This window comes from Shinella agrisoli (assembly GCF_046557955.1).
GTDB lineage: Bacteria > Pseudomonadota > Alphaproteobacteria > Rhizobiales > Rhizobiaceae > Shinella.
The window spans coordinates 1-25177 of sequence record NZ_JBJIEP010000030.1 but is presented as its reverse complement, the minus strand read 5'-3'; the positions used below and the strand labels follow the sequence as shown (position 1 = coordinate 25177).

22 protein-coding genes are annotated in these 25177 nt (G+C 65.5%); 11 read left to right on the top strand and 11 right to left on the bottom strand.

Features of this window, described 5'->3' with window-relative positions:
- Window positions 1–12: 12 nt before the first annotated feature.
- From ACIIOY_RS23720 to ACIIOY_RS23705, 4 genes are all read right to left on the bottom strand, one after another.
- Window positions 13–1731 (bottom strand): dipeptide ABC transporter ATP-binding protein, encoded by a 1719-nt coding sequence (locus tag ACIIOY_RS23720; protein WP_411037143.1) that lies wholly within the window; start codon window positions 1729–1731, stop codon window positions 13–15.
- A gap of 1 nt (window position 1732) precedes the next feature.
- Complete coding sequence (locus ACIIOY_RS23715; protein ID WP_411037142.1) at window positions 1733–2629, bottom strand: ABC transporter permease; 897 nt, start codon at window positions 2627–2629, stop codon at window positions 1733–1735.
- Window positions 2629–3594: an ABC transporter permease gene (locus ACIIOY_RS23710; protein ID WP_411037141.1), complete on the bottom strand. Its 966-nt coding sequence runs from the start codon at window positions 3592–3594 to the stop codon at window positions 2629–2631. Before ACIIOY_RS23710 ends, ACIIOY_RS23715 begins: the two co-directional genes overlap by 1 nt.
- 155 nt (window positions 3595–3749) lie before the next feature.
- Window positions 3750–5324 (bottom strand): ABC transporter substrate-binding protein, encoded by a 1575-nt coding sequence (locus ACIIOY_RS23705; protein ID WP_411037140.1) that lies wholly within the window; start codon window positions 5322–5324, stop codon window positions 3750–3752.
- Between the two features lie 160 nt (window positions 5325–5484).
- Between ACIIOY_RS23705 and ACIIOY_RS23700 the strand changes: the two genes are divergently transcribed.
- From ACIIOY_RS23700 to ACIIOY_RS23660, 9 genes are all read left to right on the top strand, one after another.
- Window positions 5485–6852, top strand: a complete 1368-nt coding sequence (locus ACIIOY_RS23700; RefSeq protein ID WP_411037139.1) for an amidohydrolase family protein — start codon at window positions 5485–5487, stop codon at window positions 6850–6852.
- A gap of 13 nt (window positions 6853–6865) precedes the next feature.
- The gene (locus ACIIOY_RS23695) at window positions 6866–8062 is read left to right on the top strand and encodes an amidohydrolase (RefSeq protein WP_411037138.1); all 1197 of its coding nucleotides are present in this window, start codon (window positions 6866–6868) and stop codon (window positions 8060–8062) included.
- A gap of 101 nt (window positions 8063–8163) precedes the next feature.
- On the top strand, window positions 8164–8820 hold the full coding sequence (locus ACIIOY_RS23690) for a flavin reductase family protein (protein WP_411037137.1): 657 nt from the start codon (window positions 8164–8166) through the stop codon (window positions 8818–8820).
- Window positions 8821–9067: 247 nt separating this feature from the next.
- A complete protein-coding gene (locus tag ACIIOY_RS23685; RefSeq protein WP_411037136.1) occupies window positions 9068–10114 on the top strand; it encodes a LacI family DNA-binding transcriptional regulator in 1047 nt (348 codons plus the stop codon).
- 129 nt (window positions 10115–10243) lie between these two features.
- Entirely contained in the window at window positions 10244–11509 is a 1266-nt protein-coding gene (locus ACIIOY_RS23680) for an ABC transporter substrate-binding protein (protein ID WP_411037135.1), read from the top strand.
- A 100-nt stretch (window positions 11510–11609) separates the two neighbouring features.
- Window positions 11610–12506 (top strand): carbohydrate ABC transporter permease, encoded by an 897-nt coding sequence (locus ACIIOY_RS23675; protein ID WP_411037134.1) that lies wholly within the window; start codon window positions 11610–11612, stop codon window positions 12504–12506.
- On the top strand, window positions 12503–13318 hold the full coding sequence (locus ACIIOY_RS23670; protein ID WP_411037133.1) for a carbohydrate ABC transporter permease: 816 nt from the start codon (window positions 12503–12505) through the stop codon (window positions 13316–13318). Before ACIIOY_RS23675 ends, ACIIOY_RS23670 begins: the two co-directional genes overlap by 4 nt.
- Window positions 13319–13330: 12 nt before the next feature.
- The gene (locus ACIIOY_RS23665; RefSeq protein ID WP_411037132.1) at window positions 13331–15577 is read left to right on the top strand and encodes a glycoside hydrolase family 2 protein; all 2247 of its coding nucleotides are present in this window, start codon (window positions 13331–13333) and stop codon (window positions 15575–15577) included.
- A gap of 9 nt (window positions 15578–15586) precedes the next feature.
- Window positions 15587–16675: an ABC transporter ATP-binding protein gene (locus tag ACIIOY_RS23660; protein ID WP_411037131.1), complete on the top strand. Its 1089-nt coding sequence runs from the start codon at window positions 15587–15589 to the stop codon at window positions 16673–16675.
- A 295-nt stretch (window positions 16676–16970) separates the two neighbouring features.
- Here the strand turns inward: ACIIOY_RS23660 and ACIIOY_RS23655 are convergent, their stop codons facing one another.
- On the bottom strand, window positions 16971–17156 hold the full coding sequence (locus ACIIOY_RS23655) for a hypothetical protein (RefSeq protein WP_411037130.1): 186 nt from the start codon (window positions 17154–17156) through the stop codon (window positions 16971–16973).
- A gap of 323 nt (window positions 17157–17479) precedes the next feature.
- Between ACIIOY_RS23655 and ACIIOY_RS23650 the strand changes: the two genes are divergently transcribed.
- Window positions 17480–17833: a hypothetical protein gene (locus ACIIOY_RS23650; RefSeq protein ID WP_411037129.1), complete on the top strand. Its 354-nt coding sequence runs from the start codon at window positions 17480–17482 to the stop codon at window positions 17831–17833.
- 71 nt (window positions 17834–17904) lie between these two features.
- On the opposite strand, the gene ACIIOY_RS23645 is transcribed toward ACIIOY_RS23650, so the two are convergent.
- The 5 genes from ACIIOY_RS23645 to ACIIOY_RS23625 all read right to left on the bottom strand — a co-directional run bounded on the left by ACIIOY_RS23645 (window position 17905) and on the right by ACIIOY_RS23625 (window position 23537).
- The gene (locus ACIIOY_RS23645) at window positions 17905–19536 is read right to left on the bottom strand and encodes an FGGY-family carbohydrate kinase (protein ID WP_411037128.1); all 1632 of its coding nucleotides are present in this window, start codon (window positions 19534–19536) and stop codon (window positions 17905–17907) included.
- A 64-nt stretch (window positions 19537–19600) separates the two neighbouring features.
- Complete coding sequence (locus ACIIOY_RS23640; RefSeq protein ID WP_411037127.1) at window positions 19601–20329, bottom strand: SDR family oxidoreductase; 729 nt, start codon at window positions 20327–20329, stop codon at window positions 19601–19603.
- A gap of 25 nt (window positions 20330–20354) precedes the next feature.
- Window positions 20355–21608 (bottom strand): sugar ABC transporter permease, encoded by a 1254-nt coding sequence (locus ACIIOY_RS23635; RefSeq protein WP_411037126.1) that lies wholly within the window; start codon window positions 21606–21608, stop codon window positions 20355–20357.
- Window positions 21605–22426 (bottom strand): ATP-binding cassette domain-containing protein, encoded by an 822-nt coding sequence (locus ACIIOY_RS23630; protein ID WP_411037125.1) that lies wholly within the window; start codon window positions 22424–22426, stop codon window positions 21605–21607. The genes ACIIOY_RS23635 and ACIIOY_RS23630 overlap by 4 nt, the downstream gene beginning before the upstream one ends.
- A 64-nt stretch (window positions 22427–22490) precedes the next feature.
- Complete coding sequence (locus ACIIOY_RS23625) at window positions 22491–23537, bottom strand: ABC transporter substrate-binding protein (RefSeq protein ID WP_411037124.1); 1047 nt, start codon at window positions 23535–23537, stop codon at window positions 22491–22493.
- Window positions 23538–23820: 283 nt separating this feature from the next.
- Here ACIIOY_RS23625 and ACIIOY_RS23620 point away from each other — a divergent pair, with 283 nt between their 5' ends.
- Window positions 23821–24840 carry a LacI family DNA-binding transcriptional regulator gene (locus ACIIOY_RS23620; RefSeq protein ID WP_411037123.1) on the top strand — a complete coding sequence of 340 codons (1020 nt, stop codon included), beginning with the start codon at window positions 23821–23823 and terminating at the stop codon, window positions 24838–24840.
- A 43-nt stretch (window positions 24841–24883) separates the two neighbouring features.
- Here ACIIOY_RS23620 and ACIIOY_RS23615 read toward each other — a convergent pair.
- Window positions 24884–25177 (bottom strand): TOBE domain-containing protein (locus tag ACIIOY_RS23615; RefSeq protein WP_411037122.1); only part of this gene is annotated, 294 nt, incomplete at its 5' end.

The window sequence follows — 25177 nt, the reverse complement described above, 5'->3', positions numbered from 1 at the left end:
ACGGGTCTCCTGTCACTCCGCGGCGGCCTGCCGCGAAAGGATACGGTCGAGGGAGGGCGCAAGGCGCAGCAGCTCCTTCGTGTAGTCGTGCTTCGGCGCGGTGAACAGCGTCTCGGTGTCGGCCAGTTCGACGATCTCGCCCGACTTCATGACCGCGATGCGGTCGCACATCTGCCGGATCACCGCGAGGTCGTGGCTGATGAACAGCATGGAGAGCCCGGCGAGGTCGCGCAGGTCTTTCAGCAGGTTGAGGAGCTGCGCCTGAACCGACACGTCGAGCGCGGAGGTCGGCTCGTCGCAGATGAGCAGCGACGGGCGCGGCCCGAGCGCGCGGGCGATGGCGATGCGCTGGCGCTGGCCGCCGGAAAAGGCATGCGAGAAACGGCCGCCCGCATCGGCCGGCAGGCCGACGGCTTCGAGCAGCGTCTTCGCATCCCGCCTGGCCTCCTCCGCATTGGCGGCGAGCTTGTAGAACAGGATCGGCTCGGCAATGGCGGAATTGATGCGCAGGCGTGGGTTGAGCGCCGAATAGGGATCCTGGAACACCATCTGCAAGGACTGGCGGACGGATTTCTCGCGTTTTGCGCCGAGCGCCGTGCCCTGGAAACCGATGGTGCCGGAACTCTGGGCGACGAGGCCGGCGATGGTGTTGGCGACCGTGGTCTTGCCGCAGCCGGATTCCCCGACGAGGCCGAAGATCTCGCCGCGGCGGACGTCGAAGGAAACACCTTTGACCGCCTTGAAGACGGACGCCTTGCGGCCGGGGATCAGCGAGCGGCCGCCATAGTCCACTTCAAGGCCGCGCACGGAAAGCACCACGTCGTCCTTGCTTCCCGTCTCGCTCTTCGTGCTCTTGGCGCGCACGTTCGCGCGGGCATCCAGCGTCACCTGCGTTTCCTCGCTCGGCACCGGCAAGCGCTCGAGCCGCGTCTCGATCGGCGGCACGGCGGCGATCAGCGTGCGGGCATAGGGCGCCTTCGGATTGGTCAGCACCTCGCGCGCAGAACCGCTTTCCACCACCGCGCCGTTCTGCATGATGGTGACGCGGTCGGCGATCTCGGCGACGACGCCCATATTGTGCGTGACGAGCAGCACGCCGACGCCGCGCTGATCGGCAAGGTCGCGGATGAGCTTGAGGATCTGCGCCTGCACGGAAACGTCGAGCGCCGTCGTCGGTTCGTCGGCGACGATGAGCTGCGGGCCGCAGGCGAGCGCCGTGGCGATGACGACGCGCTGGCGCTGGCCGCCGGACAGCTGGTGCGGATAGCTGCCGAGCCGGCGCTCGGGCTCGGGGATGCCGACGGCTTTCATCAGCTCCAGCGCGCGGGCCTTCGCCTCCTTCTGCGAGAGCTTCAGGTGGGCGAGCATGCCCTCGCAAAGCTGGCTTTCCACGGTGAAGAGCGGGTTGAGGCTCGTCATCGGGTCCTGGAAGATCGCGCCGACATCGCGGCCGGGCACGATGCCCTCGGTGCGGCCGGTGCGAAGGTCGACCGGCTTGCCGGCGATCTCGATGGAGCCGGAGACGATCTTTCCCGGCGCCTGCAAGAGGCCCATCAGCGCGTTGCCGACCGTGGTCTTGCCGGCGCCGGATTCGCCGACGAGGGCATGGATCTCGCCGGGGCGGATCACGAGGTCGATATCCTTGACGGCCGTCAGCGTATCGCCGCTCGCCAGCGGATATTCAACGCTCAGCTTGCGGATGTCGAGGACGGGGATCGTTGTTTCGGTCATCTCAGCGGGCCATCAGTTTCGGGTTGAAGCGGTCGCGCAGATAGTCGCCGATGATGTTGACGGCGAGCACGAGGATGACCAGCACCGCCGCCGGCATGACGGCGATCCACCAGAGGCCGGAGAACAGGAACTGGTTGCCGATGCGGATCAGCGTGCCGAGCGAGGGATAGGTCGGCGGCATGCCGGCGCCGAGGAAGGAGAGCGTCGCCTCCGTCAGGATCGCGCCGGCAAGGTTGATGGTGGCGATGACCATGACGGAGCTCATGACGTTCGGCAGGATGTGCCGGCCCATGATGCGCCCGGCGGGCAGGCCGATGACCTTGGCGGCGCGCACATAGTCGCGCGCCACTTCCACCATGGTCGAGGCGCGCACCGTGCGGGCGTATTGCACCCATTCGTTGACGGCGATGGAGAAGATGAGGACCAGCGGCGCCCAGGCGAGCATGGTATCGGCGCTGAGCTGCGCCCGGGCAATGCCGCTGATGAGCAAGGCGACGAGAATGGTCGGAAAGCTGACGAGCACGTCGGCGATGCGCATCACGATACCGTCGACAAGGCCCCCGAAGAAGCCGGCGACCAGGCCGAGAACGACGCCGAGCAATGCGGAGAAGAGCACCGCGCCGAGGCCGATGACGACCGAGATGCGCAGGCCGAACAGGATGACCGAGACGAGGTCGCGGCCCTGGTTGTCGGTGCCGAGCAGGAAGCGCGGGTCGCCGCCCTCCATGAAGGCCGGCGGGATTTCCATGTCGATGAGCGAATAGGAGGAGACGTCGCGCGGGTCGATCGGCGCGATCAGCGGCGCGAAGACGACGAGCACGAGCATGACGGCGAGCACCAGGCCGGCGATCGTAACGGAAACCGGCGGCAGCCGGCGCATCAGGGATTGCGTGGCCATTATCGTGTCCTCAGGCGCGGATCGATGAAGGTGTAGAGGATGTCGACGATCATGTTGATCATGACGAAGAGGAAGCCGACGAAGAGAAGATAGGCGGCGAGCACCGGCACGTCGGGATAGCCGACGGCATTGGTGAAGAGCAGGCCCATGCCCGGCCACTGGAACACCGTCTCGGTGACGATGGCGAAGGCCACGAGCTGGCCGATCTGGAGGCCCGTGACGGTGACGACCGGCATCAGCGCGTTGCGCAGCGCCAGCCGTCCGTAGATATAGGCGCGTGGCAGGCCGCGGGCGAAGGCGAAGCGGATATAGTCCGACGACAGGACGTCGATCATCTCCGAACGCACGAGCCGCATGATCAGCGTCAGCTGGAACAGCGCCAGCGTGATCGAGGGAAGGATCAGCGATTTCAGGCCGGAAAGGGTGAGGAAGCCCGTCTGCCAGAGGCCGAGATCGACGAGGTCGCCGCGCCCGGAGGACGGCAGCCAGCGCAGGTTCACCGCGAAGACGAGGATCAGCAGCAGGCCGGTGACGAAGGTCGGCATGGAAATGCCGACGAGCGTCGTCGCCTGGGTGAGCCGCGAGAGGAAGGAGTTCGGTTTCAGCGCGCAGAGCACGCCGAGCGGAATGCCGATGGCGAGCGCGAGCACCGTGGCGACGATCACCAGCTCCAGCGTCGCGGGAAGGCGGCTCATCAGCAGGCTTGCGACAGGCTGCTGGTAGCGGAAGCTCGTGCCGAGATCGCCCGTCAGCACCTGGCCGACGAAACCGAGGAACTGCGTGAGGATGGGCTTGTCGAGCCCGAGCGCCACCCGCAGCGCATCCTTCTCCGCCTGCGTTGCGCCCTCGCGCACCATGGCGGCGACGGGATCGCCGACGAAGCGGAACATGATGAAGGCGATGGCCGTCACGGCGACCATCACGAGGATCGCCTGGAGGAGCCGCACCGAGAAAAGTCTGAGCATCGGAATAGTCCTTGCGGGGGAGCGTTCAAGCCCAAGGCCATGAAACCGGGCCGTTTTGCTCCGTCTTCTCCGCGCCATCGGCTGCGGAGGATCGGCCGGATGGCGGACGGCCCCGGCCTGCTTTCGCCTGCCGGGGCCACGCCTCGGGAGAAACCTTACTCGCTGACCTTCGCGAACCAGGGACGGACGTATTCGTCCGGGAACTGCGGAATGTCGACCTTCTCGCTCATCGCCCAGGCCACCGGCTGCTGGTGCAGCGGAATGAACAACGCCTCGTCACGGGTGATGCGGAAGGCCTCCTTCAGCATGTCGACGCGCTTCGCCTCGTCGAGTTCGACCGCCGCCGAGCGGGCGAGCGCATCGATGCGCGGATCGGAAAGGCCGTTGGGGTTGCTGCCGCCATAGGTGCCGTCATTGGTGGCGAGCAGCGCCTGGAGCACGCTGTAGCCGTCCATCGGCGGCAGCGAGGCCCAGCCGAGCATGTAGACGTCGAGTTCGCCGTTATCCATGCGCGGGAAATAGGTCGTCTTGCTTTCCACGCTAAGATCGACCTGCACGCCGATCTTCGCCCACATGGAGGAGATCGCAAGGCAGATCTGCTCGTCGGCGATGTAGCGGTCGTTCGAGCAGGAGAGCCCCGTCTTGAAGCCGTCGGGATAGCCGGCCTCCGCGAGCAGCGCCTTCGCCTTGTCGACATCGTATGCCGGCGGCACGTCGATCGCATCGTCATGACCGGTGACGGCCGGGGCGACCAGCATGGCGGCGACGCGCGACTTGCCGCGCATCAGGCGTTTCTGGATCGTGTCGAGGTCGATGGCGTGCGAGAGCGCCTGGCGCACCTTCACATCCAGCATCGGGTTCGGCACGCCGGGCGCGGCATGCAGTTCCTTCCTGAAGTTGAGCGCCAGCATGATGGTGCGCAGAGACGGGTTCTCGACCACCTTGAGGCCCTCGGTCGCGGCGATGCGGTCGACGTCCTGCAACGGAACCGGAACGACCATGTCGACCTCGCCGGAAAGCAGCGCTGCGACGCGCGTGGCGTCGGAAGCGATCGGGCGGAACTCCACTTCCGTCAGGTTGTGCTGCGGGGTATCCCACCAGTCCTTGTTCACCTCGAAGACCGAGCGGGAATCCGGCTCGTAGCTCTTGAGCCGAAAGGGGCCGGTGCCGTTGGCGTGGTTGCTGGCATAGGTGACGACGCCGGTCGCGGTGTTGCCGGGCTTCAGCGCGTCGTGCTCCTCCATCCACGGCTTGCTCAGAATGTAGATGGCGGCAAGGTCGTTGAGGAGCAGCGGATAGGGACCGCGCAGGATGAGGTCCACCGTGTAGTCGTCCACCTTCTCGACTCCGGTGACGGCGGAGAGGTTTTCGCGGTTGCGCGCGCCGGGATCGATCTGACGCTCTATCGTCGCCACCACGTCATCGGCATTGAAGGGCTGGCCTTCATGGAACTTCACGCCCTGGCGCAGCTTGAAGCGCCAGCGGGTCGGCTCGACGATTTCCCAGGAGGTGGCGAGCGCCGGCTCCAGCTTCAGGTCCTTGTTGCGGCGGACCAGCGGGTCGAAGACCATATGCTGGACGCTCTGGGTGAAGCTGTCGACCTGCGCGTTGGGGTCATAGGAAATGACGTCGCCGGAAGCCGACCAGCGCAGCGTCTCGGCAAGCGACGGCGCGGAAAGCGGCATCAGGGCCGCCAGCCCCGCCAGCAGGGTCTTCAAATAGGTCTTCACGAGAATGCTCCCAAGTTTGTATGCTTGTTCCCAAAATTTTGCATGCTGTTATTTTCGATATGACTGTACATAATGCGCGCACAATATCAAGATAGGTGATTCAATTTTTGCGCACACATAAGGCAATATAGTGTATGCAATTTTTGCGGGAGGATTTGCAATGCCGAAGACCTTGCTGATCGAGAATGGCATGATCGTCACCATGGACGCCGGCCGGCGCGTCTTCGACAAGGGCTATGTGCTGGTAAGCGACGGGCGGATTGCCGCCATCGGCGAGGGAGCGCCGCAGGCGGCGGAGGGGGCGGAACGGATCGACGCCGCCGGCATGGTGGTGATGCCGGGCCTCATCGACACGCACGCCCATGCCGGACACATGCTGACCAAGGGCCTCGGCAGCAATTCCGAGGACTGGATGACGGTCACCGGCCGGATCTACGCACAGGCCACAGATCCGGAATTCTGGGCCGCTGAAGCGGCGCTTTCGGCGGCCGAGCGCATCAGGTGCGGCACGACCACGGCCGCCCTGCTCTTCGGCGGCGGGCCGGACATCATGCGCACCGAGGCTCCCGAGGCCGCCGAGGCGCATCTCGGTGCCATCGCCGACATGGGCGTGCGCGAGGTGCTTGCGGTCGGGCCCAACCGGCCGTCAATGAAAAGTGCATACCGCCGGTACGAGAGTGGCTCCTGCCGGGATGTCGCCGTCCTGCCGGAGGCGCAACTGGACGTCAGCGCCGCACTGATCGACGCCTGGACGGACCGCAGCGACCGGGTACGGCTGGCGGTTTCCCTCCCGGTCTTCAATGCCGAGGAACTAAAGGATACCGACGTGCTCGCCCTTTCCCGAAAGGCGCGGCAGCTAGCCGCTGAAAAGGGCGTGCTCCTCGTCCAGGACGGCCACCGCGACGGATCGATCGCCGCCAACGACGAAAAACTCGGCCTTTTCGACCACCGTTCGCTGCTCGCCCACTGCATCGACCTCACGGACGGCGACCGGGCCGTCCTGAAACGCACCGGCGCCAAGGTGGCGCACAATCCGAGTGCGCTGATGTCCGTCTTCGGGCGCTGCCCGGCACCGGAACTGAGGGCCGAGGGCATCACCGTCTCCCTCGGCACGGACGCGGCCGCGCCGGACCGGTCTTTCGACATGTTCCGCAACATGTTCCAGGCGCACCGCTATCATGCGCGCCATTTCCGCGACGACGCCGTGCTGCCGCCGATCGACCTTCTCGAAATGGCGACGATCGAAGGCGCCCGCGCGCTTTGCATGGAAAGCGAGATCGGCTCGCTGGAGACCGGCAAGCGCGCCGATATCCTGCTCGTCGACATGCGCCAGCCGCACCTCTGGCCGCCGGTCGATCCGGTGCAGCGCCTCGCGCGCTTCGCCAACGGCGCGGACGTGGACACGACGATCGTCGGCGGCCGCGTGCTGATGCGCGCGCGCAGGCTGGTCGGGCAGGACGAAGCCGCCATCCTCGACCGCGCGGAAAGGGCCTTCCGGCTCGCGATGCAGCGCGCCGGGCTCGCTTGAAAGGAAAACAGCCATGACCGCAGACATCCTCATCCGCAACGCCCGTCCCATGGGCGGCGACCCGGTGGACCTCGTCATCCGCAACGGCCGCTTCTACACGGACGGAGGCGATCGGCCGGCACGGGAAATCGACGCCACGGGACATATCGTGCTGCCCGGCCTGGTCGAGGCGCATACCCATCTCGACAAGACGCTGATCGGCATGGACTGGTTCGATAACCGCGTCGGCCCGACCCGCAACGACCGGATCCTCGCAGACCGCAGGGCCAAGCGCGAGCTCGGCATCGACGCCCGCCGGCAATCGGCCAGGCAGATCCTGCAAACGCTCCGCTACGGCGTCCTTTCCATCCGCAGCCATGTCGACGTCGATACCGAGATCGGCCTTGCCAATATCGAAGGCGTCCTCGAAACGCGCGAGGCGCTTCGCGATCTGGTGGACGTGCAGCTCGTCACCTTCCCGCAGAGCGGGATGCTGACGCGCGCGGGCACGCTCGAGCTGATGGACGCCGCCATGAAGGCCGGCGCGGACATCGTCGGCGGCATCGATCCCGCCACCATCGAGCGCGATCCGGTGCGCCATCTCGATGCGGTCTTCGCGCTCGCCGACCGCCACGCAAAACCCGTCGACATCCATCTGCACGAGCCCGGCGAGCTCGGCGCCTTCTGCCTCGAGCTCATCGTCGAGCGAACCCGCGCCCTCTCGCTGCAGGACCGCGTCATGGTGAGCCACGCCTATTGCCTCGACATGCTGGAGCCTGCGCGCCAGCAGGTGCTGATCGAAGCGCTGGCGGCGGAGCGGATCGCGGTGATGACCGTCGGCAGCCCTTCGGCTCCCGCCTTGCCGCTGCGCCTGATGCGGCAAGCCGGACTGGCCGTCGCTTCCGGCTCGGACGGCATCCAGGGCACCTGGGAGCCCTGGGGCAACGGCGACATGCTGGAACGGGCAAAGTACCTGGCGCAGCGCAACGGCATGACCAACGATGCGGACCTGGCCGAGACCGCCCGCATCTGCACCTTCGGCGGCGCCGAAGCCATCGGCCTTGCCCGCTACGGCCTTTCGGAAGGCGATTTCGGCGATCTGGTGCTGGTGCCGGCCCGCACGCTCGCCGAGGCGGTAGCGCTGACGCCGCAGAAGCGCACGGTCATCCGCCGCGGCCGCATCGTCGTGCGCGACGGCGTCCCGGCCGACGACCTGCCTCATATCGCGTGACTCCGAGGAGGCACCATCCGCATAGCGAGGCACAGCCTCTTTACCAGCAGATATTTGCATGCATAATACCGAATAAATTGCATACAATTATGGAATCAAGAATGAGCCATCTCATGGACATCCGCACCACCGAGATCGAACCGGCTGACAGGACCGCCTTCGATTTCACCGCCCTCACCGCACGTGAGCGCTACAAGCTGATGATCGGCACGATCATTCCCCGGCCGATCGCACTGGTGACGACAGTCGACGAGCATGGCCGCTTCAATGCCGCTCCGTTCAGCTTCTTCAACTGCCTCTCCGCGGACCCGCCGATCCTCGCCATCGGCGTCGAGAACAATCCCGACATGTCCTTCAAGGATACCGGCCACAACATCCGCATGACGGAGGTCTTCACCGTCAACATCGTCTCGCACGCCATTGCCGAGGCGATGCATGTCTGCGGCACGAAGTATCCGCGCGGCATCGATGAATTGAAGGAAGCCGGCCTGACCGCCATGGCCGGCGAGAAGATCGCCGCGCCCTGGATCAAGGAGGCACCGGCCGCCTTCGAGTGCCGCCGCCACCTCACCCTGGAACTCGGCAGGTCGCGCCAGATCATCATGGGCGAGATCGTCTTGGCGCACTACCGCGAAGGCGCCGTGGACGCAGGCCTGCATGTCGACCCGAACGTCATCGACGCCATCGCCCGCCTGGGCGGCGATACCTGTTCGACCATTCGCGACCGGTTCGAGATGCTCACGCCGAAGCTGGCCTGAGCATCGCCGCGACCGCCCATCCCGCGCTCCAGCGCCTGTCGCAAGGCTGGAAAAGCACTCCGGCATCGGACCGATGCCTTGAGGAAAATTTACCGCTTGGCTATAGGGGCAACACACGGCATTTACGCCGTTATCGCCAGTCGCGCCTTGCCGAACGCCTTGCAGCGCAAGTAAAATTTTACTGAAAACGATTTCGGTTCTCGGGCTTCTGTGGCACGATGGGCGGATGAGGGAGCGGAATGTCCGAATGGTAACGATCAAGGAAATCGCCAAGGCCGTCGGCGTATCCTCCGCCACGGTCTCGCGGGTGCTGAACTATGATCCGGCCTTGTCGATCTCGCCGGCGAAACGGCAGGCGATCATCGAGACGGCCGAGGCGCTGAACTACGAGACGCCGCGCAACCGCAACCGGGCAAACGGACAGGCCGCGCCGAGCCTGCTCACCAGGCTCGTGATCGTGCATTTCCTCGAGCCTTCGGACGAGATCGCCGACCCTTATTATGTCGGCGTGCGCCTTGGCATCGAAAACCGCTGCCGCGACCTGAAGACGGAGATCGTGAAGGTCTTCCATTCGGATGCGCTGCCGGAGGCCGGGCTCCTCGAAAGCGCCTCGGGCGTGATCGTCATCGGCAAACACTCCGACGACGAGATCGCCTGGCTGACGGAGCATGCGCGGCACCTCGTCTTCGCCGATTTCGACCCGAGGAGCGACCGGATCGACAGCGTCTTCTCCGATGTGGGGCTTGCCACGGAAAAGATCCTCGATTCCCTGGAATCCAGCGGCTACAGGCGCGTCGGCTTCATCGGCAGCCATGAGAAGCTGAACGGAAGCGTGCAGCATTTCGCCGAAAAGCGCTGCGCTGCCTACATCGACTGGCAGAAGAGAAAAGGCACCTTCGATCCCGACCTCCTGGCGCTCGCCGACTGTTCCGGAGGGCAGAGCCTCAGGCTCGAAACGGGCTATCGCCTCGCGCGCGACCTCCTCGCGCTGGCCGAGCGGCCGGACGTCATCATCACCTCGAACGACAACATGGCGATCGGCGCCTATCGCGCGCTTCAGGAGGCGGGCCTTGCGATTCCCAAGGATATCGCCGTCATCTCCTTCAACGACATCCCCGTCGCCCAGTTCCTGACGCCGCCGCTCACCACCGTGCGCATCCATGGCGAGCATATCGGCGAAACGGCCGTCGACCTCCTTTTGGAGCGCCTTTCCGGCCGCAGCTTCGGCAAGCAGGTCCGCATCGCCACGGAACTGGTCTGGCGCGAGAGCTGCCGCAAGCCGCGGAAATCCTGAGCCTCGGGAATCCCTTACAGGCATGATAAATTTTTACTAAATTTTCCTTGCGCGTTACCCGAAATTCGGTAAACCTTGCGTGGGCGGCAGGAGAGGAGACCTGCCCCGCCAGTTTCGTGGGAGGAAACGATGAACAACAGGATATTGTCGCGCCTTGCGGCCGGTGCATTTGCCGGCGCGGGCTTCTTGGCGTCCACCGGCGCCTTTGCCGGTGAAGTGACCATCTGGTGCTGGGACCCGAACTTCAACGTCGCCATCATGAAGGAAGCCGCAGCGCGCTATACGGCGAAGCATCCGGAAACAACCTTCAACATCGTCGACTTCGCCAAGGCGGACGTCGAGCAGAAGCTCCAGACCGGCCTTTCCTCCGGCACCACCGATGCGCTGCCGGACATCGTGCTGATCGAGGACTACGGCGCGCAGAAATATCTCCAGTCCTTCCCCGGCGCCTTCGCCGAACTGTCCAGCAAGATCGATTTCTCCGGCTTCGCGACCTACAAGGTCGAGCTGATGACGTTCGACGGCGCCGTCTACGGCATGCCGTTCGATTCCGGCGTCACCGGCCTCTACTACCGCAAGGACTATCTCGAACAGGCAGGCTTCAAGCCGGAGGACATGCAGGACCTCACCTGGGACCGCTTCATCGAGATCGGCAAGGAGGTGGAAGCCAAGACCGGCAAGAAGATGCTCGGCCTCGACATTAACGATGCCGGCTTCGTGCGCATCCTGATGCAGTCCGCCGGCGGCTGGTACTTCGACAAGGACGGCAACCTTGCCATCGAGAACAATGCCGCTCTCAAGGCCGCGCTCGAAACCGAGCAGAAGATCCTGCAGGCGAACATCCACAAGCCGGCCGCCGGCTGGACGGAATGGGTTTCGACCTTCACCTCCGGCGACGTCGCGACCGTCACCACGGGCGTCTGGATCACCGGCACGGTCAAGGCCCAGGCCGAACAGGCGGGCAAGTGGGGCATCGCCCCCATTCCGAAGCTGAACGTCGAGGGCGCCACGAACGCCTCGAACCTCGGCGGCTCCAGCTGGTATGTGATCGAGAGCTCGGCCGAGAAGGACGAGGCAATCGATTTCCTCAATGAGATCTATGCCAAGGACCTCGATTTCTACCAGAAGATCCTGACCGAGCGCGGCGCCGTCGGCTCGCTGCTCGCCGCCCGCACCGGGGCCGCCTATTCGCAGGCGGACGACTTCTTCGGCGGCGAAAAGGTCTGGCAGAACTTCTCGGACTGGCTCGCGAAGATCCCGGCGGTCAATTACGGCATCTTCACCAACGAGGTGGATACCGCCGTGACCGCGCACCTGCCCTCGCTCGGTCAGGGCGCGCCGGTCGACGAGGTCCTGACGGCGATCGACAGCCAGGCCCAGGGCCAGATCCAGTAAGGTTCCTCCCGGCGGGCGGCGACCGCCCGCCCCGCTGCCGGAATGCCCCGCCTCCAGGCCGGGCATTCCGGCCTTGTCCCTCGGCAATGAAGGTCGTTCCATGGCTGCCGGCAAAACAGGCGGATTGAAGCGCTACTACGATCTGAACGGCTGGCTGTTCATCGCCCCGTCGATCCTGCTCATCTCGATCTTCCTCGTCTATCCGATCCTGCGCTCGCTCTACCTGTCCTTCTTCTCGGGCAGGGGCATGATGATGAAGTTCGCCGGCTTCGGAAACGTGGTGCGGCTGTGGAACGATCCGGTCTTCATCCAGGCGCTCACCAACACCGTCACCTTCTTCGTGGTGCAGGTGCCGATCATGATCGTGCTGGCGCTGATGCTTGCCGCCGTGCTCAACGATGACCGGCTCAGGTTCATCGGCTTCTTCCGCACCGCGATCTTCCTGCCCTGCGTCGCCTCGCTGGTTGCCTATTCCGTGCTCTTCAAGAGCATGTTCTCGGTCGACGGCGTGGTGAACCAGGCGCTGATGGCGGTCGGCCTCATCGCCTCGCCCATCGGCTGGCTGACGGACCCCTTCTGGGCGAAGGTCCTGGTGATCCTCGCCATCACCTGGCGCTGGACCGGCTACAACATGATCTTCTATCTCGCGGCCCTCCAGAACATCGACAAGTCGATCTACGAGGCCGCCAGGATCGACGGCGTGCCGGCCTGGGCGCGCTTCCTCTACATCACCGTGCCCATGCTGAAGCCGGTGATCCTCTTCACCACGATCATCTCGACCATCGGCACGATCCAGCTCTTCGACGAGGTCTACAACCTGACCGAGGGCAAGGGCGGCCCGGCGAACGCAACGCTGACGCTCTCGCTCTACATCTACAACCTCACCTTCCGCTTCATGCCGAGCTTCGGCTACGCCGCGACGATCTCCTACGTGATCGTCGTCATGGTGGCGCTGTTCTCGTTCCTCCAGTTCTATGCCGCGAGGGACCGGTCATGAACGCCTCACGCCTCTTCGGCACGGCCCTGCAATATGCCTTCCTCGGCGTTGCCGCGTTCCTCTCGGTCTTCCCGTTCTTCTGGATGGTGATCAGCTCGACGAACACGTCGATCGAGATCATCGGCGGCAAGACCAGCTTCGGCGATGCGCTGCGCACGAACGTCACGAACTTCTTCACGCAGGTCGACGTGCCGCTGATCTTCTGGAACTCGGCCAAGGTGGCGGTGCTGGCGACGGTGCTCACCATCGCCGTCTCCTCGCTTGCCGGCTACGGCTTCGAGATGTTCAGGTCGAAGGCGCGCGACCGCATCTATTCGCTGGTGCTCCTGACGCTGATGGTGCCGTTCGCGGCACTGATGATCCCGCTCTTCATGATGATGGCGCGCACGGGGCTCATCAACACGCACGTCGCGATCATGCTGCCGACCATCGCCTCCGCCTTCATCATCTTCTACTTCCGCCAGTCCACCAAGGCCTTCCCGGCGGAGCTGCGCGATGCCGCCAAGGTGGACGGGCTCAAGGAATGGCAGATCTTCCTCTATATCTACGTGCCGGTGATGCGCTCCACCTATGCGGCCGCCTTCGTCATCGTCTTCATGACGAACTGGAACAACTACCTCTGGCCGCTCATCGTCCTCCAGTCGAACGAGACCAAGACGATCACCCTCGTCGTCTCCTCGCTCGCCTCGGCCTACTACCCCGATTACGGCGTGGTCATGATCGGCACGATCCTCGCCACGCTTCCCACCCTCCTCGTCTTCTTCGTCATGCAACGCCAGTTCGTCCAGGGCATGCTGGGCTCGGTCAAATAGGAAACTGAATTCATGCGCATCATCGAGAACTTCAACGCCAACTGGCGCTTCCGCCACGGCTTCGACCGGGCGCAGGCAGGCGCGCTGCAGGAGGGCGAGACCGTGCGCCTGCCGCACAGCGCCGTCGAGCTGCCCTACAACTATTTCGACGAGACGGAGTACCAGAAGCCCTTCACCTACCAGAAGGTGCTCGACTGGAGGCCGGAATTCGAAGGCCGCGAGGTCTTTCTCGTCTTCGACGCCACCATGGCCGACAGCGTGGTCTATCTCAACGGAACCGAGATCATCGCGCACAAGGATGGCTACACCCCCTTCGAGGCCCGGCTGACGCCGCATCTGACGCGCGGGCGAAACCTCGTCACCGTGAAGATCGACGGCTCGGAAAACCCCGAAATCCCGCCCTTCGGCGGCCAGATCGATTATCTCTGTTATGCCGGCCTCTATCGCGACGTCTGGCTGAAGGTCGCAAGCCCCGTGTCGATCGCCAATGTGAAGATCGAGACGCCGGATGCGCTAAAGGAGGCGAAGACCGTCACCGCCCGGGTCTTCCTCGCCGATCCGCAGGACCTCGCCGCTTCCGGCTCGCTCACCGGAAGGATCAGCCGCAAGGACGGAAGCGAAATCGCGGCCTCCTCCGTCGCCGTCAGCGGCAGGCAGGCGACGCTCACCTTCACCGGTCTTGCCGGCATCGAGCTATGGGACATCGACAATCCGGCGCTTTACACGCTCACGCTGCATCTCGAAACCGCGCATGGCGCGGACGTGCTGACGCGGCGTTTCGGCTTCCGCACCGCGCTCTTCACGCCGGACGGCTTCCTGCTCAACGGCAGGCCGCTCAAGCTGCGCGGCCTCAACCGGCACCAGAGCTGGCCGCACACCGGCTACGCCATGGGCCGGCGCGCGCAGGAGAAGGATGCCGACATCCTGAAATACGACCTCGCCTGCAACATCGTGCGCACCTCGCACTATCCGCAGTCGAAATGGTTTATCGAGCGCTGCGACGAGATCGGCCTGCTCGTCTTCGAGGAAATCCCCGGCTGGCAGCATATCGGCGGCGAGGCCTGGCAGAAGGAATCCATCGAGAACGTGCGCCGCATGATCGAGCGCGACTGGAACCATCCTTCCATCATCATCTGGGGCGTGCGCATCAACGAGAGCCAGGACAACCACGATTTCTACGCCGAGACGAACCGCCTCGCCCGCGAACTCGACCCGACGCGCCAGACCGGCGGCGTGCGCTTCATCACCAATTCGGAGCTCCTGGAAGACGTCTACACGATGAACGACTTCATCCTCGGCAGCGAGGAACTGCCCGGTAACAACCGCGGGCGCGTCGTGCTGCGCGACCGGGTGGAGACGACCGGCATCACCCGGCCGATCCCCTACATGATCACCGAGTATAACGGCCACATGTATCCGACCAAGCGCTTCGACCAGGAACAGCGCCAGGCCGAGCACGTGACCCGCCACCTCCTGATCCTCGACGCGGTGGCCGGCGACGGCGACATTTCCGGCTCCACCGGCTGGTGCATGTTCGACTACAACACCCACAAGGATTTCGGCTCGGGCGACCGCATCTGCTATCACGGCGTGCTCGACATGTACCGCATCCCGAAATTCGCGGCCTATGCCTATGCCTCGCAGGGCGATCCGAAGGACGGCGTGGTGCTCCAGCCCGTCACCTTCTGGGCGCGCGGCGAGCGCAACATCGGCGGCGTTCTGCCGCTGATCATTCTCACCAACTGCGACTATGTCGAGGTGAAATTCGGCGAATGGCCGGCCAAGCGCGTCCATCCCGACCGGGAGACCTATCCCCACCTGCCGCATCCGCCGGTCGTGCTCGACCTGCGCAGCGTCACGCCGCAGGAATTCGGCACCTGGGGCCGCGTCTGGCGCGAGGGCACCTTCACCGGCTATGTCGACGGCAAGGCGGTGAAGACGCTGACGCTGCCGGCCGATCCGGTCCCGGCGACGCTCGAAGTGTGCCCCGACGACACGGCGCTGCGCGCCGGCGAGAAGGATGCGGTGCGCGTCGTCGTGCGCGTGCTCGACCAGTGCGGCAACCTGCTGCCCTATTTCGAGGAGCCGGTCTCCCTTGCGCTTTCCGGACCCGGCCGCATCATCGGCCCGGCCGATCACACCTTGAAGGGCGGCGCGACCGGGTTCTGGATCGAGGCGGGCGAAGAGCAAGGTCAGCTCGAACTTACCGTAACAAGCCGCCGCTTCGCGCCCCGGTCCGTCACCTTCACCGTCAGCTGAGACTTTGCCATGGCCGATGTTCGCCTCACCGACATACGCAAGCGCTTCGGAGCCCTGGAGATCATCAAGGGCGTGGACCTGGCGATAGAAACCGGCGAGTTCGTCGTCTTCGTCGGCCCGTCCGGCTGCGGGAAATCGACGCTCCTGCGCATGATCGCGGGCCTCGAGGACATCACCTCCGGGGAGCTTGCCATCGGCGGAACGGTGATGAACGACGTCGATCCGGCAAAGCGCGGCATCGCCATGGTGTTCCAGTCCTATGCGCTCTACCCGCACATGACGGTGCGTGAGAACATGGGCTTCGCGCTGAAATTCGCCGGCATGGCGAGGGAAGAGATCGACCGGCGCGTCGACGATGCCGCCCGCATCCTCGAACTCGGCCCGCTGATGGAGAGGAAGCCGAAAGCGCTTTCCGGCGGCCAGCGCCAGCGCGTGGCGATCGGCCGCGCGATCGTGCGCGATCCGGACGTCTTCCTCTTCGACGAACCGCTCTCCAACCTCGACGCGGAGCTGCGCGTGCACATGCGCGTCGAGATCGCCAAGCTGCACAAGGCGCTGAAATCGACCATCATCTACGTCACGCACGACCAGGTGGAGGCGATGACGCTGGCCGACAAGATCGTCGTGCTGCGGGGCGGCGTGGTCGAGCAGGTCGGCGCACCGCTCGACCTCTACGATGACCCCGCCAACACCTTCGTCGCCGGTTTCATCGGCTCGCCGCGCATGAATTTCCTGACGGCCCGCGTCATCGCCGCGCAATCCGGCTCGGTCACCGTGGCGCTCGCCGGCCAGCCGGACGTGGAACTCAGCCTTCCCGTCCGCTCGCTATCCGCAGAAGCCGGCGACGAGGTCAGCCTGGGCATACGGCCCGAACATTTCCTCCCCGCCGGAGAAGGCGACGCCGACCTGACGCTCGACGTGGACGTCGCCGAGCATCTCGGCAACACGAGCTATGTCTATGCCGACATCTCCCCCGATGAACGCATCATCGTCGAGCACGAGGGCTTCCGCGGCGCAGATGACCACAAGCGCCTGACCGTCGGCCTTCCCGCCGACCAATGCTTCCTGTTCGACAAAGCCGGCGCCCGTATCCGATAGTCGGGCCGGCCCGCGGCTGCGCGCCGCGCCGCGCTTCACGCAAAGGGCCGTGCGGTCGGCATTTCGGCGGGCGACGACCTGGAGGCTGCCGCCGGTCGCCGGCAGTGCCGCAGCGGGATGCCCGTGTGGTCGAACAAGCAGGTTAGCCGCACCCTCCTTCCCACCGGTCTTCAAGGCCCTTGCCCGCCTTCGGCGCATGGGCGACAAACCGCTTCGGCTTCACACTTCTTTACATTCGGCCCGAAAACGAGAAGCCCGCCTTCCCTATGGTGCTCCCATCCCCGCATGAGCGGCATCAAAGCAGGAGCAGAACGATGAGCAACGACACGAACCACAGCCATTCCGATGGACATCGGGCCCAGGAAACGACCGCACCGGCGCGCTCCTCCTGGAAGAAGGCGGCCGTGATCGGTGTTTCGAGGAGGCGGCAGGCGGATGGGGCCTCGGCCTTGCGCTGGTGAAGCAGATCGCCGAGCTCCATGGGGCCGCGTCCGGTACGAGCGACCGGACAGCGCAGGCGCGCGCTTCCTGGTCGAGCTGCCGCTATCGCTCGGGCGGACTGAACGCACCGGACAGGCGATCCCGGCCTCGCAGCCCTTTACATTTCTTCACATCCGTCCCGAACCGCAGAAACCCGGGACCGGTACGGTGCTCCCGTCAACCAGTTACAGGAAGGAGCACGATCGTGACCAAGGCAGCGAACCACCGTCACCGCAAATCGCTCGTCATGGACCTCGAAGCGAACGAAACGTCGCCGTCTCGCATGGACCAGGCCGAGAAGGTCATCCCGGCGCCCGGCGCAGGATGGGACGGTCCCTCGCCTATCCCTGGAACCCGTCCACCGCCCGGCCCAGGCTTCTCTTCCTCGTCGCCGTCGTGCTGGCGTCAGGCGCCGCCGCTTCCTCCGTGTCGTCGAAGCCGCAGCGTCGCGGGGCTGAGATGGACGAGCAACCCGGCAATGGCGGATCGAGGGATGTCGCTCCCTGCGCGAGCGACGTGGTGGCGATTTCCGGCGACCCCGAGATCACGGTGATGATCGAGCGGCTCTCCGTCAAGTCCGCACGCCGGGCCGGCATCGCCTCCGCGGTTATGGAGGTGACGACGGCCGTTCGGGACGATTTGACCCGGCGTTCCGGACACGACCGGGACCTTGCCTGACAGCCCGCGCACGGGTGGCAGGAGGACCTGAATGCGGAGCCATCGACGGCGGCCCTATGCAGGCGTCGAAGCTAGCGGATTTCACGGGCCAGCGCCTGCAGGCGCGTGAACGCATCATAGCGCCTTGCATGGAGAGCGGCGGCTTCGCCTCCGGCCGGCTGATAAGTGCGGTCGGTCGCGGAAAGGGCCGCCATCGCTGAGCGCACATCCGGAAAGGCGCCGCCGGCGACGCTGCCGAGAATGGCGGCGCCGAGCAGGACCGGCTCTTCCGCCCGCGTCGCCAGCAGCGGCTTGCCAGTCGCGTCGGCGAGAAGCTGGCGGACGAGATCGAGCTGGCCGGCACCTCCGCTGATGACGATCTTGTCGATCGGCGCGCCGGCTGCGGCTTGCGTATCGATGATCTGGCGGAGCCCGTAGCCGATGCCGCAGAGACCCGCGACATAGAGCGAGACGAGATTGTCGAGATCGCGCTCCATGCCGAGGCCGACGATGGCGGCGCGGGCATGGGGATCGGCAAAGGGCGCGCGGTTGCCGAGGAATTCCGGCACGACATGCAGGCCGTCCGCCAGCGCCACGGCACCGGAGAGCGTCTGCGCCCTTTCCGCCGCCAGCCCGGCAAGCAGGACCGGCAGGGAGAGGCCCCTTGCCCTTGCCAGCGCCGCAGCTTCGCCGGCGGCCGGATGGAAGGACAGAAGCTGCTCGATGGCGGCGCCCGCCGCCGACTGCCCGCCCTCGTTCAGCCACATGCCCGGCACCATGGCGGAAAAATACGGCCCCCAGACCCCCTGCACGAAGACCGGCTCGCGGGTCGAGGTCATCGTGCAGGACGAGGTGCCGAAGACGTAACCGAGATTGTTCTCCGGCGGACCGTCGGCACCCACCGTCCCAATCCCTCCCGCATGGGCATCGATCATGCCGGCACCGACCGGCGTGCCGGCGGCAAGGCCGAGCTCGGCCGCCGCACGCGCGCCGAGCCCCGCGCCAAGCGGCGTGCCGGGCTCGACGACACGCTGGCCGATGCGGGCAAAATCCTCGTCCGCCAGAACGCCGAGGCCGATGCCGCGGAAATAGCCGGGATCCCAGCGCTTCTCATGCGCCAGATACGTCCATTTGCAGGTGACCGTACATGTGGAGCGGGCAAGATCCCCCGTCGCCCGCCAGGTGAGGAAGTCCGCAAGGTCGAAGAACTGCCAGGCGGCATCGAAGACCTGCGGGCGGTTTTCCTTGAGCCATAGCAGCTTCGGCGTCTCCATCTCGGGCGAGATGCGCCCGCCGACATAACGCAGCACCTCGTGGCCGAGCGCGTTGATGCGTTCCACCTGGTCCACCGCCCGATGGTCCATCCAGACGATGATGTCGCGCTCCGGATCCTCCGACGGGCCGACGGGAAGCGGCGCGCCGTCCCTGCCGAGCACGACCAGGGAGCAGGTCGCGTCGAAGCCGATGCCGGCCACCTGTTCGGGCGCGATCCCGGCCTTGGCGACGGCGTCGCGCACCGCAGCGCAGACGGCAGCCCAGATTTCCGTGCTCGACTGCTCGACCATCGCGCCCGCCTCGCGGAACAGCGAAATGTCGCGCTTGCCCGAGGCCAGCATGCGGCCGGAAAGATCGAAGAGGCCGGCGCGCGCGCTTCCCGTGCCCACATCGACGCCGACAAGGTAACGTTCGCCGCCCGCAGGGCGCGCGGAGGAAGTATTGCTCATGGTTCTACCGCCTGCAAATCAGGAATGCCTTTGACGAGCGGCCCGAGGCCGCCCGCCGTGTGTCTCACAGATCGACGCTGTTCGGCAGGATCACCAGATCGCGGATCGTGACGTTGCGCGGCCGCGTCAGCATGAAGAGCACGGCGTCGGCGACCTCCTTGGGCTGCATCAGGCTACCGTTGGCGAGCGCCTCGTCCATCTTCTCCTTCGGCCAGTCGTCGAGCAGCGCCGTCACCACCGGGCCGGGCAGCACCGCACCGACGCGCACGCCATGCTGCGCCACCTGCCGGCGGGTCGAGTGCACGAAGGCCTGAACCGCGAATTTCGAGGCGGTGTATATCGGCTCCCAGACGACGGGCACGACACCGGCGATCGAAGAGGTAAAGAGGATGTCGCCTGTCTTCTTCTCGATCATGTAGGGCAGCACCGCGTGGACCGAGCGGAAGGCAGCGTTGATGTTGAGGTTCAGCATGCGGTCCCAGGCATCGGGATCGCCTTCCGCCACCGGCCCGCCGATATAGGCGCCGGCATTGGCATGGAGGATGTCCAGCCCGCCGGCGATGTCGAGGATGCGCGGCAGCATGCCGGAGACATCCGCGGGGTTCAGGAGATCGACGACGAGCGGCAGGGCGTTCGGACCCAGCTCCTTGCAGAGCTGCTCCAGTTTGTCCTCAGCCCGGTCGATGAGGACCACCTTCGCGCCCTCGGCAAGCAGGGTGCGGGTGCATTCGAGGCCGATGCCGGATGCGGCACCCGTGATGGCGGCGATCTTGCCCTTCATGAGGTCAGCCATGTTCCAAACTCCATTCCAGTATCTGTCACGCGCGGCCGTGGCTGACGCGCGAGCGGCGGGCGAGCGAGTCGACGATGACCGCGATGGCGAGCACGCCGCCGGTGATCATGTAGCGCAGCGACGACGAGAGGTTCAGCAGCGTCAGACCGTTCGAGATGGCCTGGATGACGATGATGCCGAGCAGGGCCGAGTAGGCGCTGCCGCGCCCGCCGAAGAGGCTGGTGCCGCCGATGACCGCCGCGGCGATCGCGTTGAGGTTGACGTCGCCCGTGCCGGCCTGCTGGCTCGAGGAGGCAAGCCGCGAGGCCGAGAGGATGCCGCCGAGGGCCGCCAGCGTCGAGCAGAGCACGAAGGCGCTCATGTAGATGCGGCGGACATTGATGCCCGAGCGGCGCGCGGCTTCCTTGTTGCCGCCGACGGCGAACATGGAGCGGCCCCACTTCGTGCGCGTCAGCGCGTAGTTGAGGATGACGGCAAGCGCGACGAAAAGGGCGAACATCCACGGAATGCCACGGCCGAGATTGAGGTAGAAGACAGCCGCTTCCAGCGCCACCGTCAGCACGACGGCCTTCAGGATCAGCGCCCGCATCGGCTGGGCGGAGAGGTTCGCGGCAAGCCGCTGGCTGCGGGTCCTGAGGCCACGGCCTACCATGACGAGGCCCGGGGCGAGCGCCAGCGTATAGGACAGCCAGTCAGGCATGATCAGGATCTGGCCGAAGCGGACGAGCGAGGAGGCATAGGGTAGGTTGATCGAGCCGGTCGGACCGAGGATGTAGAGCTGCATGCCGAGAAGCGCGAGCAGGCCGGCGAGCGTGGCGACGAAGCTCGGCATGCCGAGGCGATTGTAGAGCGTGGCGTAGAGCAGGCCGACCCCTGCGCCGACGACGAGGGCGGCAAGGATGGCGCCGACGATGGGCCAGCCCTGATTGACCCAGAGCACGCCGACCATCGCCGAGGCAAGGCCGCTCATCGAGCCGACGGAAAGATCGATCTCGCCGAGCACCAGCACGCAGACGATGCCGAGCGAGATGACACCGACCGTGGCGCAGTCGAACAGCAGGTTCACCAGGTTGTTCGGCGCAAGGAAGATCGGGTTGAGCGCGGAGAAGACGGCGGAGATGACGACGAGGCCGACGGCGACCGGCAGCATGCCGAGGTCGCCGGAGCGCACCCGGTCGATGAAGCCGCGCGCCATGGCGGCGAGGCTGTCGTCGTGGCGAACGCGCTCGTCGCTGCGGTCCAGCATCGGCTGGACATTCTGGGATGGATTCGGGTTCATGCGGTTCCTCCCTGGTTTTCCTGGACATGGCCGGCCTTGCGGTCGGCGCGTCGCGAGACGGAGTTGTCCGTTGCGCCCGTGATGGCGGAGACGAGCTCCTGGTTCGAGGAATCCGGCGTGAAGACGCCGTTGTTGCGCCCGAGCCTGAGCACGACGATGCGGTCGGCGACGGCGCGCACGTCCTCCATGTTGTGGCTGATGATGATGACGCCGAGGCCGCGGTCGCGCACCCGCTCGATGAGGTTCAGCACCTCCGCCGTCTGCGCGACGCCGAGCGCGGCCGTCGGCTCGTCCAGCATGATGAGCTTGGGATTGAGCAGCAGCGAACGCGCGATGGCGACGGTCTGCCGCTGGCCGCCGGAGAGCGAGGCGATCGGCTCGCGGACCGAGGGAATGCGCGCGGCAAGCTCGCGCAGGAGCGTCCAGGCGCGCACTTCCATAGCGACTTCATCGAGCGCCCAGGGCGAAAGCTCGTGGCCGAGGAAAAGGTTCGCGACGACGTCGAGGTTTTCGCAGAGCGCAAGGTCCTGGAATACGGTGGCGATGCCGAGGTCGAGCGCCTTGGCGGGGCTGTCGAGCGTCACCTGCTGGCCGCAGAACTCGATCGTGCCGGACGACGGCTGGTGCACGCCGGCGAGCACCTTGACCAGCGTCGACTTGCCGGCGCCGTTGTCGCCGACGAGCGCGACGACTTCGCCGGCCTTCACCTCGAGCTCTATATCCGTCAGCGCGGACACGGCCCCGAAATTCTTGGATATGCCGCTAAGACGCAGCACCGGCTCTCCCTTGGCGGGAGCATTTTGAAGCGTGGCTGTCATGGCCCTCAACCTTTCGACTGATCGGGGTGTCCGGCCGAGAAATGGCCGGACACGATGGGCTGGATTAGTTGATGATGCCGAGCTTGCGGCAGCCTTCAACATATTCGCCGGTGCAGACCTCTTCCGGCTTGTTGATGCCCTTGTCGAAGATCTCGGCCTTGATGTTCTCCGCCGTCACCACAGCCGGAACGAAGAGCTGCGAAGGTGTCTCGTAGAGCTTGTGCGTGGCTTCCGGCGTTTCGCCGTTCAGCAGCTTCACGGCGACGTTCGCGGCCGCGGCAGCCACGATTTCGGAAGGCTTGGAGATCGTGTTGTACTGATCGCCCGAAATGATCAGCTGGAGCGCCGCGATCGTCGCGTCGTTGCCGGTCACCGGCGGCATTTCCTTGACGCCCGCCGCCTTCAGCGCCGCGATCGCGCCGCCGCCCGTGCCGTCGTTCGCCGCGACGATGCCCTTGATCTCATCGCCGAAGCGGGTGATCTGGCCGGCGGTCCATTCCTGCGCCTTCGGCGGCGCCCAGTCCGGCGTGTCGTATTCGGCCAGCGTCTTGTAGGGCGAGGCGTCGAGCGCGGAATCGATGCCGTCGCGGATGAGGCCGGCAGCCGCATCGGTCGGCGAGCCGTTGATCTGCAGGACCCCGGAACCGTCCGGAACGCCCTTGGCCTTCAGGTGATCGACGAGCGACTGTGCGATCGCCTTGCCGATACCCTCGTTGTCGAACGAGACGTAGTAATCGGCCGGCTTGTCCGGGATCGGACGGTCATAGGCGATCACCTTGACGTCCTGCGACTGGGCGATCTCGACCAGTGCGGCAGCGGCGGCGGAATCGACCGGATCGAGCACGACGACCTTGGCGCCCTGCGCGATCACCGAGTTGAACTGCTGCTGCTGGAGCGCGACGTCGGCATTGGCGTTCTGGTAGATCACCGTGCAGCTCGGGCACAGCTTCTCCATCTCGGCCTTGAAGCCGGGATAGTCGTGCTGTTCGTAACGGGTCGAAGCCTGGTCGGGCATCAAGAAGGCGACGGTCGCACCTTCCTGGGCAAAGGCGGCGCCGCCAAGCGACAGGACGAGGCCGGTCGATGCGAGCAGATAGGTAAGCGTCTTCATTGGGTTCCTCCACGGTTGACTTTCGCATTGATGTTCGCCGGCGACCTCAAGCCGCCAAGGGCGACAGGCCCGACCGCCGCCGCGCATCTGTGATGCGCGGATCATCGTTCGCTGGGGCCATGCCACAACGTCCGGCCGGTCGATGCTCCGTCTGACTCCTCCCTTGGGTCAGCCTTGCTGTTCAGGCAACTTCATCGATGGAGCATGCTTGCTCAATCGATGAAGCAAGAATTGCCACCAAACGCCATTGGTGTCAAGGTGGTTCGCGAAACGGAGATGAAATGTGAACCGGACGAGTCAAACCAAAAGGACGACCATCTACGATCTGGCGGAGCTGGCGGGCACCTCGGCCAGTGCGGTCAGCGCCGTCTTGAACGGCAACTGGAAGAAGCGCCGCATCAGCGCCAAGCTTGCCGAAAAGATCACCCGGCTCGCCGAGGAGCAGGGCTATGCGCTCAACATGCAGGCGAGCGTCCTGCGCCGCGAGCGCTCCAAGATCATCGGCATGATCGTGCCGAAATACGACAACCGCTATTTCGGCTCCATCGTCGAGCAGTTCGAGGCGCTGGCCCGCGAGCGCGGCCTCTTCCCGATCATCACCTGCACCCGGCGCGATCCGGCCCTTGAACTGGAAGCCGCGCGCGCCATGCTGTCCTACCAGGTCGACTGCCTGATCGCGACGGGGGCGACCGATCCCGACCGCGTGATGGATCTCTGCGCCGCCGCGGGGGTCAGGACCATCAATCTCGATCTTCCCGGCTCCCGCGCCCCTTCCGTCATCTCCGACAACTATGGCGGCGCGCTCGAGCTGACCCGCCGCGTGCTGGCCAATTGCGAGAAGGAGTACGGCGAGAAGACACCCCTGCTCTTCGTCGGCGGCCGCGGCACGGATCACAACACGATGGAGCGTGTACGAGGGTTCCGCGATGCGCATGCGGAGGCGGGTGTCGCAGTCGACGAAACGCTGGTGCTGACCTGCGGCTATGCGCCCGACAAGGCGGAAAACGCCATGAAGCAGCTTGCCGAGCGGGTCAGTCCCCTGCCGCGCGGCATGTTCGTCAACTCGACCATCTCCCTGGAAGGCGTGATGCGCTGGATCCGCCGCTCCGGCCACTATGCGGACCGGGTGCCGCAGCTCGGCTGCTTCGACTGGGACCCGTTCGTCGCCATGCTCGGCGACCATATCGAGATGGTGCGGCAGGACGTAACGAAGATGCTGGAAGCGGTCTTCGCCATCATCGATTCCGGCGCGACGGACCTGACCGTCGTGCAGATTCCGCCCATCGTCGAAAAGATCGGCTGAGCCGCTGCTCCGCCACCCTTCGGCCGGGCCGCTTCCTGTCGTCTCAGGCGAAGGCGTGGGCCGAAGCGGTGTCGAAGGTCAGCCAGGCACGGTCGCCGCGCGCGAGGCTGGAAATCGCCTCATGGCCGAACGGCAGCCGCACCGCGAGATCCGTACCCGTGCTGGTCTCGGTGCTGACCTCGATATTGTTGCCGAGGAACGTGATGTCCCGCACCGTCACGGCCAATCCTGCGGGAACCGCCGCGCGCGCGAGGGAGAGACGCTCCGGTCGCAGCATGAGGGATGCCTTTGCCCCGTCGCCCGGCGCTCCGTGCAGCGGCACGCCGTCGACGATGGC